This is a genomic window from Psychrosphaera sp. B3R10, assembly GCF_018861025.1.
Taxonomy (GTDB): domain Bacteria; phylum Pseudomonadota; class Gammaproteobacteria; order Enterobacterales; family Alteromonadaceae; genus Psychrosphaera; species Psychrosphaera algicola.
Genome location: NZ_JAHKQH010000032.1, coordinates 29,081 through 45,848 on the forward strand (window position 1 = coordinate 29,081; position 16,768 = coordinate 45,848).

Below are 16,768 nucleotides of genomic sequence, written 5' to 3' on the forward strand. Positions count from 1 at the left end.
GATTTAGACGAAGGAAAATGTAGCCTGAACTTTAGGTGTGATAAATCTTTGTTTTGAAGAAAAGCCGTCATCCGAACCAAACAGAAATAAGCCCTCATTCCAATTAAACAGAAAAAACGGGATTCCAAATCAGCAGAAAAAAACGTCATCCCAAAAGAGCCACAGCGATATTAGGGATCTCCAACCGAGTGCAGAGGAATCACATAATTCATTTACAATTAGCTCATAATAACCAGAACAAAAAAGCCCTTTCTGAAAGGGCTTTTTAGGGGGATGCTTTAACTCGTAATTGACACTAACGTAACAAATGTAAAAAGTGCAGATGTTTGTGGTACTGGTCAATAATGTTGTTGATTACTGCTGTTTTCGACCACCCCATGATGTCGTAGTCTTGGCCGCCTTCACCTAAATGAACTTCGGCGCGGTAATAACTTTGTTCGTCATCATCGGCTTCTGTCACAAAGTCGGGTTGTGAATATTTTCTAGCGAGCACTCGGTAGACAAACTCTTGTTCTTCACCATGGTCGACGATCAGGCTATAGCCGTCTTCTTTGGAAATAATTACCTTGATTTGATTTTTCTTTAGCTCACTGGCGACCGATTCAAATGCTGGGGCGACTACCTGGTTAATAAATTTATTAACGTTGGGTTTGTTGGGGAAGTCGACAATATTTTTGAGGCGCAGTTGCCAATTATCGCTACCTTCGTTATTTGACGGGGGAAGGGCGGCTATTAACTGACTATCTTGTTTAAACGCCTCGACTCGTAGGGCTTTAATTAACCCGACTATTGCAATTAGCAATACAATTGAAAACGGTAAAGCCGCGGCTATTGTCATGGTTTGCAAGGCATTTAGGCCACCTGCCAGCAATAATATTGCTGCAACTACGCCTATCCCAACCGCCCAATATATTCGCTGCCACAATGGTGTTTCATTGCTGCCGTGGGAACATAACATATCAACAACCATAGCGCCTGAGTCGCAGGATGTGACAAAAAATATGACTATCATTAGCACACTAAAAAATGACAATACGGCCGACATAGGGAAGTTTTCAAGGAACACAAATAAAGCTACGGAGGAGTCTTTATTTACCATTTCACCCAAGGTAGCAACGCCTTGGTTATGCACTAAATCGATGGCGCTATTACCAAATATGGTCATCCACAAAAGGGTAAACACTGTTGGAATTAACATGACCCCTAGAATAAATTCGCGAATACTTCGGCCACGGGAAATACGAGCGATAAACAAACCTACAAAAGGTGCCCAAGCTAACCACCAACCCCAATAAAATATAGTCCAGCCACCAATCCAGTTGGTCTTTTTATAGGCGAATAAGTTAAATGTATTGTGGATTATGTCTGATAGATAATCCCCAATGTTTTGTAGATAAGCTTTTAATAAGAAAACGGTTGGACCGAGCACAAAGATCAATACCAACAAACCAACCGCTAAAATCATGTTAGCTTCTGACAGTCGTCTAATTCCTTTGTCTAAACCCGCGGACACTGACAGTACAGCGAGCGCTGTAATACCGCACATTATGATGATTTGGTTAGTCGTAGATACATCAATACCAAACAGATAGTTAAACCCAGAATTAACTTGTGATGCGCCTAGCCCTAATGATGTTGCAACACCAAAAACGGTGCTGACAACCGCAAATACATCTACCAAATGACCTGGCCATTTATAGATACGCTCGCCAATTAACGGGTACAAAGCTGAGCGTAATGTTAAAGGCAAATTATGACGGTAACTAAAATAAGCTAAAACTAAAGCGACGATGGCATAGATTGCCCAGGCATGAAGTCCCCAATGGAAAAAAGTCATTTTCATCGCTTCACGTACTGCTTCAATCGTACCTGTTTCTGCAGTCGGAGGTGACAAATAATGCATTAATGGCTCAGCAACCCCAAAGAACATGAGTCCAATACCCATACCTGCAGCAAACAACATAGATAACCAAGTGACTAAAGAATAATCCGGCGTAGCATGATCCGGTCCGAGGCGGATGTCGCCGTATCGAGATAACCCGAGAAAGACCACGAAGAAAAAGATAAAGGCGACAGTGAGAACATAAAACCAGCTGCCATTATCGACAATACTCGATTGCATGACTGTAAATAGGTTCTGAGCCTGCTCTGGCAACAAAACAGTATAAAGTAAAAGCGCTATGATCATTGATGAAGCACTAATAAAAACCGTTCTATTTAGTTGGCTTTTTGCAGATATTGGCAAGTAAATCCCCTAATATGATTTGTATAGAAAATATAAATTCTTTAAGAATAAGCCGAAAGATAACTAATTTTTGACAAACTTACGATAAATAACAAGATAATGACGCAATTTTGTTATAAATGTCTATCATGGTTAAGTTGGATCTTAAAAAATATAGTTAGAGTTCTAATTATATGTATACAAAAATTAAAACGCCAAGGGATAAATACAATGAAACTTAATAAGCTGCATTGCGCAGTAATAACGGCAATAGCAACATCAGGCTCACTATATGCTGAAGAAGTTAAAAAGAAAGAAAACGCCCAAATAGAAGTCATTCAAGTTACAGCAACAAAGCGGGTTGAATCAATTCAAAAAGTCCCTGTTACCGTTACGGCCCTCACGGGAGATAGTCTAGAGAATTTAGGTGTCTCTAATTTTGATGAATATGTTGAATTTTTGCCAAATGTTGTATTCCAAGGCACAGGCCCTGGCCAAAACGAAATTTATATCCGTGGCGCGGCAACAACACAAACAAGTATAGCGGTTTCATCGGTACAGGCACTGCAGCCGTCTGTTGCTTTTTACTTAGATGAGCAACCGGTTTCAATGCAGGGACGTAATTTAGATATTTACGCTACAGACGTTGAACGTGTCGAAGTTTTACCAGGTCCACAGGGCACATTATTTGGTGCAAGTTCGCAGTCTGGTACGGTCCGTTTAATTACCAATAAACCAAGTCACGACGGATTTGCTGCGGGTTTTGATACCAGCACCAGTTCCACCAAAGGCGGCGATATGAGCAATTCTGTCGAAGCCTATTTTAATATGTCGCTAACCGACAAACTTGCTGTACGTGTCGCTACATACAACGACTTTCAAGGTGGCTGGATTGATAATGTACTGAATGATCCAAGCAACGGTGGTTATATTGGTAGTGCAGTTGTAATCAGCCGAGTTTCTGGCGGGGCATTAACAGACCCTGAAAACGTGCCGGTAACCGCACCAAAAAATGACACCTTAGTGCAGGACGACTTTAACACTGCAAATTATTCGGGTGCTCGATTTGGTTTATCTTACTTGTTTAGCGAAGACTGGGAATTACTAGTTCAACATACTCAGCAGTCACTCGATACTGAAGGGGTATTTGCCTACGATCCTAATCTTGATGGTGAATCATCGACAAATCGTTTTGTACCTGAAAACAACAACGATGATTTTGGTTTAACTACCTGGACTTTAGAAGGTCGCCTTGAACATCTAGACTTGGTTTATACCGGTGGTTATTTAGAGCGTGAAATCGATTCAACAATTGATTATACCGGTTATACCAATGGTGGTTCATTTGCTGCGTATTATGCATGTAACTATGCAGGCGCACCTGAAACACAAGTGTGTGTAGATCCAACTAAATTCTATAAAGAACAAACAGACACTAATCGTTTTACTCACGAATTCCGTGTTAATACCTCTACTGAAAATCGCTGGCGCGTAACAGCGGGTGTTTTCTATGATTCACAAGAACTGTCTACAGTGGGTCAGTTCCAACTAGGTAATACAGACCTGCCTTATTTTACCAATCTACAAAGAACTTTAGCGGGCACCGACGGCATCAACACCGATGGAGGACCGTTCTCGTCTGAAATCAGCTTTGTTAATGACATCACCCACACAATTGATCAAATTGCATTATTTGGGCAACTCGAATACGACCTTACTGATACGGTTACGGCGAGTTTTGGTGCACGTTGGTATGAAATTGAAGACTCATTTAAAGGGGCAACGTCGACGGTTGACGTAAGCGGCAGATTGCAAGCCTTTGGTGACGGTAGCGACGCTGCATTAACTGAGTTTTTTGGGGCCGGCGAAGCAGCAGCAATTCAAGCGGCAATTGCAAGCGGTCAGTTAGAGACAAGTTTAGTTGATAGCGATGGCACATTGACGGTCGACGATACGATTATTAAAGCATCGATAGATTGGCAAGTATCAAATGAAGTTATGGTCTTCGCATCTTATTCTGAAGGCTTTAGACCTCCAGTAACCAATCGTGTTGGCGGCGGTTTGGCGAAAAACCAAGAAGGGGCTTTTGACGGTTTCCGTATTCCGGTTTATTCAACCACAGATAGCTTGGATAATATTGAAGTCGGATTTAAGTCGACTTTGTTAAACCGTACATTACGTTTTAATGCAACTGCATATTACTCAAAAATATCTGATCTTCAAACCTCTCGATTTGACCCAACAAACATCAGTTTCTTAGTATTTACTGACAACGTTGGCGACGCTGAAATTAAAGGTGTTGACGGTGACTTCAGTTGGGTAGCCACTGACGATTTAGTTATTTCGGGGGCATTCAGTATGATTGACACTGAGTTAACGTCAATTAATAGTGAGCTCGAAGGTATAGCCCCGGCAAAAGGCAGTCGTTTACCATATTCAGCTGAGTTTTCTGGTAATTTGCAGGTCAAGTATTTCTACGAAATATCAAGTGTTCTTACAGGTTATGTAAACAGCTCAATAAGCTATACAGGTGAAAGACTTGCCAGTATGACGATGGACGCTTACGTACTTGAAGACGCGACTAATTTGGTCCACGGCACAGGTTCTGGCTTGAGTATTCAAAAAGAAGCGGACGTTTATTCTGGGGTAAATTACCAAGACAGCAATGGTCAAACATTTGCAGGGGGTCGTTACGTTCAAGACAGTTATGTGCTTGCAAACCTTAGCTTTGGTGTGACAAATGACGAATGGAAAGCCGAGTTTTTCATTGATAATTTAACCAATGAAAGTGCGATACTTTATGTGGATACTCAACAGTTTACGCCAAAAGTGGTTACCAATAGACCACGCAGCGTCGGCTTTAGATTTTCATATGACTTTTATTAAGGGCTAGTTAAGATTTACCGAGGTCGTTTGACCTTGATGGATCTTATGCACAATTAATAAACGTACAGTGTTAAAGTTAGCCGCTTGGTATTTGTACCAAGCGGCTTTTTATTGCTAAAGTACTGTCCAATAAAGCAAATGTTTTAATCTATGTATTAAATTTTGTAAAATTCTATGGAGCCAAGTCATTGGAAAAACCTTCTCTGCCCACTATTGACGATCAATTAAAAGCCATTCAACAGTTGATCCAAAAGGCAAAGTTCAGCGATGCGATGACGCAAGGGACCCAGCTTCAACAGCAATTAACCGAGCCTTCCCACCAAATAGAAATGTGGTATTTGATTGGTGTCGCACAACGTTACAATAAGGACTTTTCTGCAGCTTTAACAAGCATTAAGGCGTTGTTAGCACTAGAAAAAAAACACAGCCGAGCTAATCAAGAACTTGGCTATAATTACTTGGCGTTAAATGATGTAACAAAAGCAAAACACGCATTTGAAAATGCTGTAAAACTCAATCCATGTTTGGTGGCAAGCTGGCAGGAGTTGCTAGAAATTTATCGTAAGTGTCCACAGCTAAATAACATAGAACAACAAGATAAGATCCAACTTGCGGCTAATCAGTTAGCAAAACTCAAAAGTTTACCGCCGGCTTTACTTGCCGTGACTGAATTGATGCATGAAGGCAAGTTGTTAAAAGCGGAACAAATTTGTCGCCATTTTCTCCAGAACAACAAACGTCATGTTGATGGCATGTGTCTGCTTGCCGAAATTGGCATTGAACTTAAAATTTACGATGATGCTGAATTTTTGCTCGCAAGTGCTCTGGAGCTCGAACCACAGCATATCCAGGCTCGTTCCCATTACCTTAATCTGTTAATACGTTTAGGCAAATTCAAAGCCGCTGAGCAACAAGTGACAATATTACTTGAAGCACAGCCTGACAACCTCAGCTTTAATGTCGCAAAAGCTAACGTATTAACGGGATTAGGGCAAACAGACAAAGCTATCGCACTTTTTGAATTCGCAATAAAACAATCCGAAACTTTAATGAATGCAAACGCAGCGGAACGGATGCCTATAGAAAATAATCAGCAGCAAGTTGCTGGGTTTTATTTACAGCTAGGTCATGCCTTAAAAGCCAAAGGTGAGATTGACAACGCCGTTGCGGCCTATCAAAAGGCGTATCAATTGAATCCGAGTTTTGGTGATGCATTTTGGAGTTTGGCGAATACCAAAACCTACCGCTTCAATGATGACGAAATTAGTCAGATGCAGACCCAACAAACAAATAACGAATTGCCTTTAGTGGATAAAGTGCAATTGTATTTTGCGACGGGTAAAGCGTTCGAAGATAGGAAAAACTACGACCAAGCGTTTAAAGCGTACCAAGATGGTAATGCGTTGCAGCATGCACATAACGGGTTTGATATTGCTAAATTGGAACAGCAAGTAGAAGAGCAAATAAAATACTGCACCAAAGCGTTATTTGAAAACCGCGGTAATTTGGGACTAAACGCACCAGATCCGATATTTATTGTCGGTTTACCTAGGGCAGGTTCGACCTTGCTAGAGCAGATTCTAGCGTCGCACTCACAAGTGGACGGTACCATGGAATTACACAATATCCTTGGGCTCGCCGCTCGTTTACGTGGCCGAAACACCAATTCAGGTAATACAAGTCAGACAGCGGTTAGCCAATATCCTAAAAATTTAGCGGAAATAAACCCTGAATATTTTGCTCGATTTGGTCAGCAATTCATTGACGAAACACAAGTATATAGAGATCAAGCTCCTCGGTTTATCGACAAAATGCCAAATAATTTTCTGCACTTAGGTTTAATCAAACTCATTTTGCCAAATGCCAAAATTATCGATGCAAGACGTTCGCCTATGGCCTGTTGTTTCAGTGGTTTTAAACAGTTGTTTGCCGAGGGGCAGGAGTTTAGTTATAGCCTCGATGATATAGGACGTTATTACCAAGCCTATCTAAAATTAATGAAGCATTGGCAGGACGTTATGCCAGACTTTATTCTTACAGTTAAACATGAAGATGTTGTTGATGATTTAGAAACAGAAGTTCGGCGCATGTTGGATTTTTGCGGTTTGAAATTTGAACCTGCGTGTTTAGAGTTTCATAAAACCAAAAGAACCATCAAAACCCCAAGTTCAGAGCAAGTGCGTCAGCCAATTTACAAATCGGCAACTGAGCAATGGCGTCATTTTGAGCCACATTTGGGACCTCTTAAAGCAGCACTTAATTTAAACTAACTTATTTTGGTGATCTGAAAACAAAGACTCATTTATTCATCGAAATTAGTCTTTGTCTTAGTCTTTCCATTGCTCTTTGATTTTTATAATGTCGTCTATTTTTGAAATAAACAAGTCCACCAATTGAGGATCAAAGTGTTTGTATTTTTGAGATGTAATGAAATCTAACGCTTTTTCTATTGACCAGGCGTCTTTATATGGGCGAACACTCGTTAAGGCGTCAAAAACGTCCGCAAGGGCAACTATACGACCTTCTAGGGGAATTTCTTCACCCTTTAACTGGTTAGGATAACCGGTTCCATCCCATTTTTCGTGATGAGTCATAGACACTACTTTTGCCAATTCGATTAACTCTGAGTCTGAATCACCAAGTATTTCAGCACCGATTTCAGGGTGCTTTTTCATTTCTGCAAATTCTTCGTCTGTCAGTTTTCCTGGCTTAAGCATGATGGCGTCGGGGATCCCAATTTTGCCAATATCATGCATTGGCGCAGCATTAAATAAATTATCGGCTTGCTCTTCGGAATAGCCATAGGCTAGAGCGACAACTTTGGCGTAATGGCTCATTCGCATGACATGCATGCCTGTTTCATTGTCTTTATATTCAGATGCACGGCCTAAACGTTGAATAACTTGCAAACGAGTACGACGGAGCTCTTCCGCATCGACCAAAGATAAGTGAGTTTTAACGCGCGCTTTAACAACTGCGGGTGTAACCGGTTTAGATATATAATCCACCGCACCAATATTCAGTCCTTTGGCTTCATCAACTGCGTCGTTTAATGCAGTCACAAAAATCACCGGGATAGACTTATACAAAGAACTTTGTTTTAAGGTTTCGCAAACCTCATAGCCTGTCATTTCTGGCATCATGACATCTAACAAGATCAGATCAGGTTTATCTTTTTCTATTAAACGCAGTGCTTCTTGGCCACTTTTTGCAAATGTCAGTTTATACATATCTTTTAGGATATTATTTAACACTTTTAAGTTTGTTGGCTCATCGTCAACGACAAGGACATTTTGTTTAGTTGGGTGCATAAATTTTACTTTTTACCATATTTAGGTTTCAGGCTTTAGCAAGCTCACAAGGGCAACAATGCGGCTTAAAGCGAGTTCAAATTCAAAGTCATTGCAAGCTGCAACTATGTCATTTATCTTTTTAGAATGCACCGACTTAATCGATAGCAAAGAATCTAGTAATGGGTCATCAAACTCATTGTTTTTGACATGTTTTTCTAATTGCAGCAAGGTATTGTACAGTTCTTCATTAGCAACGGTATCATCTGCGTCACTGTTTGCTAAGTCCTGTGTTTCCTCTAGCTCTGTTGACGTTGCTCGCATTTTATTAGCACACATGCCTAATAAATCGATTTCAACTTCAATGTTGGTGACAACAGCTAGGCATTCTTTTTCCAAACGTTGACGGCTAACACGCTCTAATTCAGCAAACAATATCATTAATTTAATAAGTGCTAAATTTCCGGTTACCCCTTTATTTTTATGGGCCGTTTCTTCTACAGATAGCCAATCTTGCTGTTTCATCAGCACTTTTAGCGCTTCAATTTCGTCGTTTGATTGACCTAAAAATCGCGATATTTCACTAAATAGGACGGTTTTTGACCCCCATAACGCAATGCCTTTTTCGATATCAATTCGCAAGTCTTCAGCAGGCGCGATTTTAGTCTCTTCTGACGCAACACTCTGTAGACTTAATGCGTTGGCAATTTCTCCCATTAATTGATGCATATCAATTGGTTTGTTTGCAAATCCATCCATGCCAGCTTTTGAAGCAGACTGCTTATCCTGTGGTAAAACACTGGCCGTTAACGCAATTATAGGCAGTCGTGGTAGGTCATTTTGTTGTTCGAACTGACGTCGCTCACTCGCGGCGGTGAGGCCATCCATAATGGGCATTTGAATATCCATAAGAACAACGTCAAATTTATCACTTTGCATTTTGCTTAACGCTTCAACGCCATTTCGAGCCACTGTTATTTTATGGTTATTCCGTTTGAGAATAAGAGACAACAGATCTAGGTTTTGTTCGATGTCGTCAACAATCAGAATATTCAGTGGCGGCAATTCATTGAAGGAAACCGCCGTTGTCGCTTTTTGTATTGGCGCGATAGGAGTAAGAGGAATAGAAAATTCAAATTCAGAACCGGCATTTAGCTCACTCCGCGCGGTGATTTCTCCGCCCATTAACTCAACAAGTTGCTTACTAATGGTTGTACCTAAACCTGTACCACCGAAACGGCGGCTCATTGATTCGTCTGCTTGAGCAAACGCATCAAATATCGTTGCTAACTGTGTAGACGTCATGCCTATTCCAGAGTCTGAAATAATAAAAGTTACAATCCCTTCCGGTTTTTCGTTTATATCAATGGTGACATGCCCAGCTTCCGTAAACTTAATGGCATTGCCAATTATATTAGTGAGGACTTGTCTGATCCTATCGGGCACGCCGTTGTAACAACGTTGGGTGGCTTTGTCGATGTTGAGTTTAATGTCCAAGCCTTTGTTTTGGGCCTGTAACCAAAGAGTTGAGACAACGGTGTCGACTTCTTCAACAAGTGAAAAGTCTCGATATTCTAATTGAAATTTACCTTTCTCTAATTTCGCACTGTCGAGTACATCATTTAATATATGCAGCAGGGATTTGGCGGATTGGTTAATGGTATTTAATTGTTTTCTTTGATTATTACTCAGCTCTTCGTCCAATAGAATGTCACTAAACCCAATGATTGCATTCATCGGGGTTCGGATCTCATGGCTCATGTTGGCTAAAAATGCGGCCCTAGTCGCGGCGGCTTTTTCTGCATTTTCTTTCTCAGCAATGAGTTCTGATTCCATTTTTTTACGGTCGGTGATGTCCATGATAAAACCGTCAAGGTAATATTCATCAGACCCGTCAATTTTTATTGCCCGGCCATAACCTAACATCCACTTTGTATTATTTTCTCGGTCAATTAATCTAAATTCAAGTTTATAACCCTTGGGGCTTCGTAAGTCTGTAGCGGTAATATTGCCGATATCTTCTGGATGTACAAAGTCTCCTAAACTGCGTTTTGGGTTGGGTAACAAAAAATCTTTTGCTGGGTAACCAACAATATTTTCAATTTCATCATTAATAAAAACGTTTGGCCAACCAGGCAAGTCTAAACAACGATAGGCAATGCCAGGGATATTGGTCACCAACGATCGTAATTGGGATTCACTTTCCCGTAACTGGTTCTCCATTTTTTGACGTTCGCGTAAATCTGAAATAAACGCGACAAACATATTTTCGTCATTAAGTTCAACATGGCCAATTCCCAAACGCACTGGGATTTTTTCGCCATTTTTTGTTAATGCTTCAACTTCGCGACCTGAACCTATTATTTTCGCTTCCCGTGTCTTCAAATAATTTTCGATGTATTGGTCATGTTGAGCTTGATGAGGCGAAGGCACAAGCATCTTAACGTTTTGGCCAATAACCTCTTCTGGTTGCCAGCCCAATAGATGAGTTACTGCTGTATTGATACTGATAACAGTCCCAACTGAATCGATAGTAATAATACCATCTATCGCAGTGTTCATTGTCGCTATCAGTCGTCGTTCGTTGTTAATCGCTGCCTTTGACTTATCTTTATAGCGAAATATTAAATTGGCCCCGAGAACGAGAAAAATAATCGTTAAGGTAATTGTGGTAATTACCATCGCCAAGAATATCGATATGTCATTAGTTTGTTTCGACAGTTCTATTCCCGGCGGCATAGCGAAACGCGCAGCAGCCATACCTGTGTAATGCATTCCAGATATTGCGCCACCCATGACGACACTTGAAATGAGTATTTTTACATTGTTATTTATCCAAGCGACTTTTTGGGTTTTTAACCCAAAACTAATCCATAAAGACAAAATTGCTAAACTAACGGCAACTAATATAGAGACACCGAACATGACAAGGTTGTATCGTAACAACGGCGCCATTTCCATTGCGGCCATTCCAACATAATGCATGGTCCCAATCCCAGCGCCGACTAAAACCCCACCTAATATTAACTGGGTAAATTTAATTTGGTCACGAGTAATAATATTTAGCGCTATCCACGATGCAATGATGGAAGGTAAAACAGAAATTGCAGTAAGTTGTACGTTATATGTCACATTGGTACACAATTCTAGAGCCAACATACCAAGGAAGTGCATAGACCAAACGCCACCGCCTAACGCGATGCTGCCAACACAAAGGGAAATGTGTTTTCGAATCGGCGATTTATATGCCGCTTGTGATGCAACTTGAAATCCCATAAAAGAAGCAAAAATAGCAATAGCGACCGATAGAGTTACTAGCCACGGGTTATACAAAGAACTAACAAATAAATTGTAGCTGTCGTATTGGAAAAGCTCTGCGATTGTATTTTTCATTTTTAATACTGCTATTTAATGAGTTAGTTACTGATCGATATTTTTAAATATCTTTGAGACGCAAATTTAACATCTTAAAGGCGTATTTAAAATACACTGATATCTTACGATTTTTAGGAGCCGTTTTAATTTAATAGCGCCCCAATAGGTTTGTTATCAAACAATGTCAATTGAAGTAACTCAATATGAAACAAGGGCGTTTGAAAAGCACGTAAATAAAAATTAGAAATCCAAGCACACCATAACGAGTTTAATCTTCGTCCGCTGTGTTAACCAAATTAATATTGAATGCGAAGCGATATATAGCCTGTAGGCACCTTAGCTATGAAGTCATAGAAGTTAGAACGTTAGCGCGTTTAAATTAATGTCTAATGCCTGTGGCGGTGCCGGTGTCGTTAATAAGTTGTGGTTGTTTCTTGTCGCTGTGCCTACTCACTTTCCCATTATCCGCTCATGAGCAGCGACTCGAGGATGATGTGCCTGATCCGGCGTCTCTTTATTTCAAAATGTATCTGAGATCCTTGTAGAAGGATCTTTTTGTTCTAATAACAACACCGATAAAAGTATTGCAAATATAAACATCATATGTTTATATTAATCCCATAATGAATTAAGTATCTATTAGAACGATGATTGGAAGGCATTAGGTTGTCTTCCCGGTGCTTCAGAATATTGAAGTCAGTCTAGTGAGCAGGTTGAGTAATAATGAAAATAGAATGTATTAAAACCCACCACGTACGTTGCGAATTAAAGGAACCATTTGGTTTCTCTCAGTGGTTTTATAATCAACGTAATGTGTTGATTATTGAAGTTATTACCGACACTGGTATTTCAGGATGGGGTGAATGTTATGGACCTGCCGAAGTTATCCAAGGCGCTGTAGAAAAGTTTTATGCTCCACGAATACTAGGTTTTGACGCATTGTCGACGGACATGATTTGGCATTACATGTGGCGTTCATCACTCGATTTTGCCCGTGGCGGCGTTATGACAGCAGCCATGTCTGGTATCGATATGGCATTGTGGGATTTAAAAGGAAAGGCTCTTGGTCAAAGTGTTAGTCAACTGATGGGCGGCGCTCAACGAGATAAAGTGTCTTGTTATGCAACCGGTATGTATTTTCAAGATTTACCTGAATCAATGTTGTTACCTGTTTTGGTAGAAGAAGCGATTACCTACGCTGAGCAAGGATTTAAGGCGATGAAGATCAAGGTTGGAAAAAACCTAGATTTTGACAAAAAGCTTATCGTTGCCATGCGCGAAGCTTTGCCAAATACAATTTTAGCCGCGGATTCGAATCATGCTTATGATTTACCGGAAGCCATTAAAATAGCACGTTTGCTAGACGCCAATGACTATGTATGGTTTGAAGAACCATTGTCGCCAGAGCATCCAGAGTTATTTAAGAAGTTGCATGAAAAAGCCGATTTAGCCATTGCTACAGGTGAGTGTGAGCAGACTCGTTTTGGTTTCCAAAAGTTAATTCAGTCGGGCGGTGTTCAGTTAGTGCAAGCAGACTTAGCGTATTGTGGAGGTCCAAGTGAGGCTCTCAAAATTCGGGCTATTGCTTCAGCCAACGGACTTAATATGATCCCACATGTATGGGGAACTCAGTTAAACTTAGCTGCAGCAACACACTTTTTGGCAACAGCGTATCCAGAACCAGGACGTAAAGAAGAGCAGCAATTACTGCTAGAATACGACCGTACGGAAAACCCATTGCGTGACAATCTTTATAAAGTGGAAGTTCAGGTTATTGAGGGCGAAGCAATTGTACCAACAGGTCCAGGTTTAGGTGTTGAAATCGACACTAATGCATTAAAAGAATTTGATATTAAAGCGACGGAAACAAAATGAGCGAACAAGCATACAAAATGTTAATTAATGGCCAATTGGTTGAGTCTGACTCAACGTTTGATGTCATTAACCCTGCAACTGAAGAAGTTGTTGGCCGTGTACCTGACATCACATCGGCACAAATTGAAGATTGTTTAACAAGTGCCAAGCAAGGTTTAGATACGTGGTCGAAAACCTCATTAGCACAGCGTGCGAAGCTTATCCGTGCATATGCGGATTTGCTAGAGCAACATAAACAAGAAATCATCGCCATCTTGATTTCAGAAACTGGCAAACCAATGGACAATGCTGAATATGATTTCGGTATGTTGACGACCTGTTTGCGCTATTTTGTCGAAGAAGCACATCGCATTGACCAACCCGTTATTATTGACCCAGATGGACGTTTCCATCATTACATTCAGCGCCAGGCGTTAGGTGTTGTTGTTGGTTATCTTGCTTGGAATTTTCCATTGCTTAACTTTGGTTACAAACTCGGGCCATCATTGGCTGCTGGCTGTTCTGCAATAATTAAACCTTCTCAAGTAACACCATTAGCGACCTTAAAGTGCGCGGAGTTAGCTGCTCAAGTTGGCTTTCCAGCAGGTGTTATAAACGTTATCACTAGTAATAATTACGATATTACTAATCCGCTATTAACAAGCAATATAACGTCTTTATTTACCATGATTGGCTCGACCAATGCAGGAGTTAAGGCAATGCAAATGGCCTGTACCAGTGTTAAGCATTTCTCAGTTGAACTCGGTGGTAATGCGCCGGTAATTGTTTACGACGATGCAGAACTTGAAAAAGCAGTTAACAACATTGTTGATTTAAAATTTGGTAATAGCGGCCAAGTATGCGTTTCACCCAATCGCTGTTTTGTGCACGAATCGGTTTACCCTAAGTTCATTGAACTTGCTAAGGCGAGAGCTGAAAGTTTGACGTTAACCGCAGGCGACGGGGAAGGGCGTTTAATGGGACCGGTTATCAACAAGCGTGAGCAAGACCGTATTTTAGGTGTTATCAACGATGCGATTGCCTCAGGTGCCAAATTAGTGACCGGCGGCAAAGTACCCGCAGACAAACCGGTTGGCTATTACATCGAACCTACTATTTTAGCAGATGCAAATTTAGCGATGACAGCAACATCGTGCGAGATATTTGGTCCGGTTCTACCTGTTATTTCATTTAGTGATGCAGATGACGTAATTGCGCTAGCCAATGATTGTGAGTTTGGTTTGTCGGCCTATGTATTTACGACTAATTTGAAACGCGCGATGCAAGCAGCTGAACAGTTAGAGGCTGGGAGCGTTTGTATTAACGAAGCTCATTATTCTGTGCAATTACCCCATGGTGGCTTAAAGCAAAGTGGTGTAGGTAAAGACTGTTCGAAATATAGCTTGGAAGAATACTTGTCGAATAAACGAGTGTCGATATTAGTAAACGATTAGATCAGCTTTATTGTAATCGCTTTTATATTTGATTAATTAGAAGAATCCCTGTTGTTTTTGGGTTGGCGACACTTCGGTGTCCCGCCCAATTTTTTAGGGTAGAACTGACATAGGTAGGTTTTTATAATGAAAACGTTGATGTTCGTCATATTTTTAATGTCCTTGTCTGCAATGTCAGACGCGGCAGCTAACAAACCGGTTAACGGTAATAAGAAGCAACCTAACATCGTCGTCTTGTTTGCCGACGACGCCGGATACGGTGATTTTGGTTTTCATGGCAGTAAAGTCATGATCACGCCCAACTTAGATCAATTAGCAACACAAGGTGTACGTTTCGCCCAAGGTTATGTATCCGACCCAACTTGTGGTCCATCGCGTGCAGGCTTGATGACAGGTCGTTATCAACAACGTTTTGGATTTGAAGAAAACAATGTACCTGGTTACATGAGCCCAAATTCAGCTAATGACGGCCGTAATATGGGGGTTCCTGTTGATCAAAAAACCATTGGTAACTACTTAAAAGAACAAGGTTATGCGACAGCATATTATGGCAAATGGCACTTAGGTGGCGACGACAAATTCCATCCGCTAAATCGAGGATTTGACGAATTTTATGGTTTCCGAGGTGGAGCGCGTTCTTATTTCGCTTATTCAAAAGCGCCACCAAGTGAGTTAGACCTGATGGAACGTAACTTCGCTATTATGGGTGAACATGAAGGTTATTTAACAGATGTATTGGCAGCCGAAGCCATCGACTTTATGGAACGTAAAGTCAAAGAAGATAAACCATTTTTAGCTTTTGTTGCCTTTAACGCGGTTCATACGCCTATGGATGCAACACCTGAGGACTTAGCTAAATTTCCGCAGCTTGAAGGTAAACGTAAAACGGTAGCGGCGATGACGTTAGCACTTGATAGAGCTTCTGGACAGATCATGGACAAGCTCAAGTCGTTAGGAATTGACGACAATACAATTGTGGTATTTACCAATGACAATGGCGGGCCTACAGACCGCAATGCATCAGACAACTTCCCATTAAGTGGTACTAAATCTAACCATTTAGAAGGCGGGGTGCGAGTGCCATTTTTAATGAAGTGGCCTGGTAAAATAGAACCCGCTAGTGTGTATCCTTACCCGGTAAGTTTGCTTGACCTACTGCCAACATTTTACGCTGCTGCAGGCGGCAACGTTCAGCAAATTGAAAAAACTGATGGCGTTGACTTAGTCCCTTATTTAAATGGCAAAAATACAAATCGTCCTCATGAGGTTTTGTTTTGGAAAAAAGATGTTCGTGGCACAGTTAGAATTGGTGATTGGAAGTTGATGCGATTTCCTGACCGCCCGGCACAACTTTATAACATCGCAGAAGACGAGCAAGAATTGACAGATGTGGCTGCTAAATATCCTGATCTAGTAAAGGATATGTTCAAAACCCTTTTTGAATGGGAGTCAGGTTTGGAAAGACCGCGTTGGTTATTACAACGCAAATTTGAAAACTATGATATCGACCGAATGGACCAATATCATAATAAAGATACAAAGCTAAATAAAAACAACAACATAAAACTTCATTAATAACAACTCGTCAGGTTGGCGTTACGTTTTTACGTTTAAAATACTGGTCTGACCATATAATGAAGTCTTTAATAACATAAATAAATTTATTAGTGTTATGTAAGCAGTAT

General features: G+C 40.8%; 8 protein-coding genes. 5 read left to right on the plus strand and 3 right to left on the minus strand.

What is annotated here, in order from left to right:
- Positions 1–295: 295 nt before the first annotated feature.
- Complete coding sequence (locus tag KO525_RS12175) at positions 296–2,245, minus strand: choline BCCT transporter BetT (protein WP_256448319.1); 1,950 nt, start codon at positions 2,243–2,245, stop codon at positions 296–298.
- Between the two features lie 210 nt (positions 2,246–2,455).
- On the opposite strand from KO525_RS12175, the gene KO525_RS12180 reads away from it, so the two are divergent.
- On the plus strand, positions 2,456–5,110 hold the full coding sequence (locus KO525_RS12180; protein WP_215964092.1) for a TonB-dependent receptor: 2,655 nt from the start codon (positions 2,456–2,458) through the stop codon (positions 5,108–5,110).
- A gap of 188 nt (positions 5,111–5,298) precedes the next feature.
- Positions 5,299–7,380: a sulfotransferase gene (locus KO525_RS12185; RefSeq protein ID WP_368668250.1), complete on the plus strand. Its 2,082-nt coding sequence runs from the start codon at positions 5,299–5,301 to the stop codon at positions 7,378–7,380.
- Between the two features lie 57 nt (positions 7,381–7,437).
- On the opposite strand, the gene KO525_RS12190 is transcribed toward KO525_RS12185, so the two are convergent.
- Both KO525_RS12190 and KO525_RS12195 read right to left on the minus strand, forming a co-directional pair.
- Positions 7,438–8,421, minus strand: a complete 984-nt coding sequence (locus KO525_RS12190) for a two-component system response regulator (RefSeq protein ID WP_215964093.1) — start codon at positions 8,419–8,421, stop codon at positions 7,438–7,440.
- Positions 8,422–8,442: 21 nt separating this feature from the next.
- Positions 8,443–11,793, minus strand: a complete 3,351-nt coding sequence (locus KO525_RS12195; RefSeq protein WP_215964094.1) for an MHYT domain-containing protein — start codon at positions 11,791–11,793, stop codon at positions 8,443–8,445.
- Between the two features lie 705 nt (positions 11,794–12,498).
- Here KO525_RS12195 and KO525_RS12200 point away from each other — a divergent pair.
- The 3 genes from KO525_RS12200 (at position 12,499) to KO525_RS12210 (ending at position 16,658) form a co-directional block, all read left to right on the plus strand.
- Entirely contained in the window at positions 12,499–13,650 is a 1,152-nt protein-coding gene (locus KO525_RS12200) for a mandelate racemase/muconate lactonizing enzyme family protein (RefSeq protein WP_215964095.1), read from the plus strand.
- Positions 13,647–15,083: an aldehyde dehydrogenase family protein gene (locus KO525_RS12205; RefSeq protein WP_215964096.1), complete on the plus strand. Its 1,437-nt coding sequence runs from the start codon at positions 13,647–13,649 to the stop codon at positions 15,081–15,083. The genes KO525_RS12200 and KO525_RS12205 overlap by 4 nt, the downstream gene beginning before the upstream one ends.
- A gap of 126 nt (positions 15,084–15,209) precedes the next feature.
- Complete coding sequence (locus KO525_RS12210; RefSeq protein ID WP_252736658.1) at positions 15,210–16,658, plus strand: sulfatase-like hydrolase/transferase; 1,449 nt, start codon at positions 15,210–15,212, stop codon at positions 16,656–16,658.
- Positions 16,659–16,768: the final 110 nt, after the last annotated feature.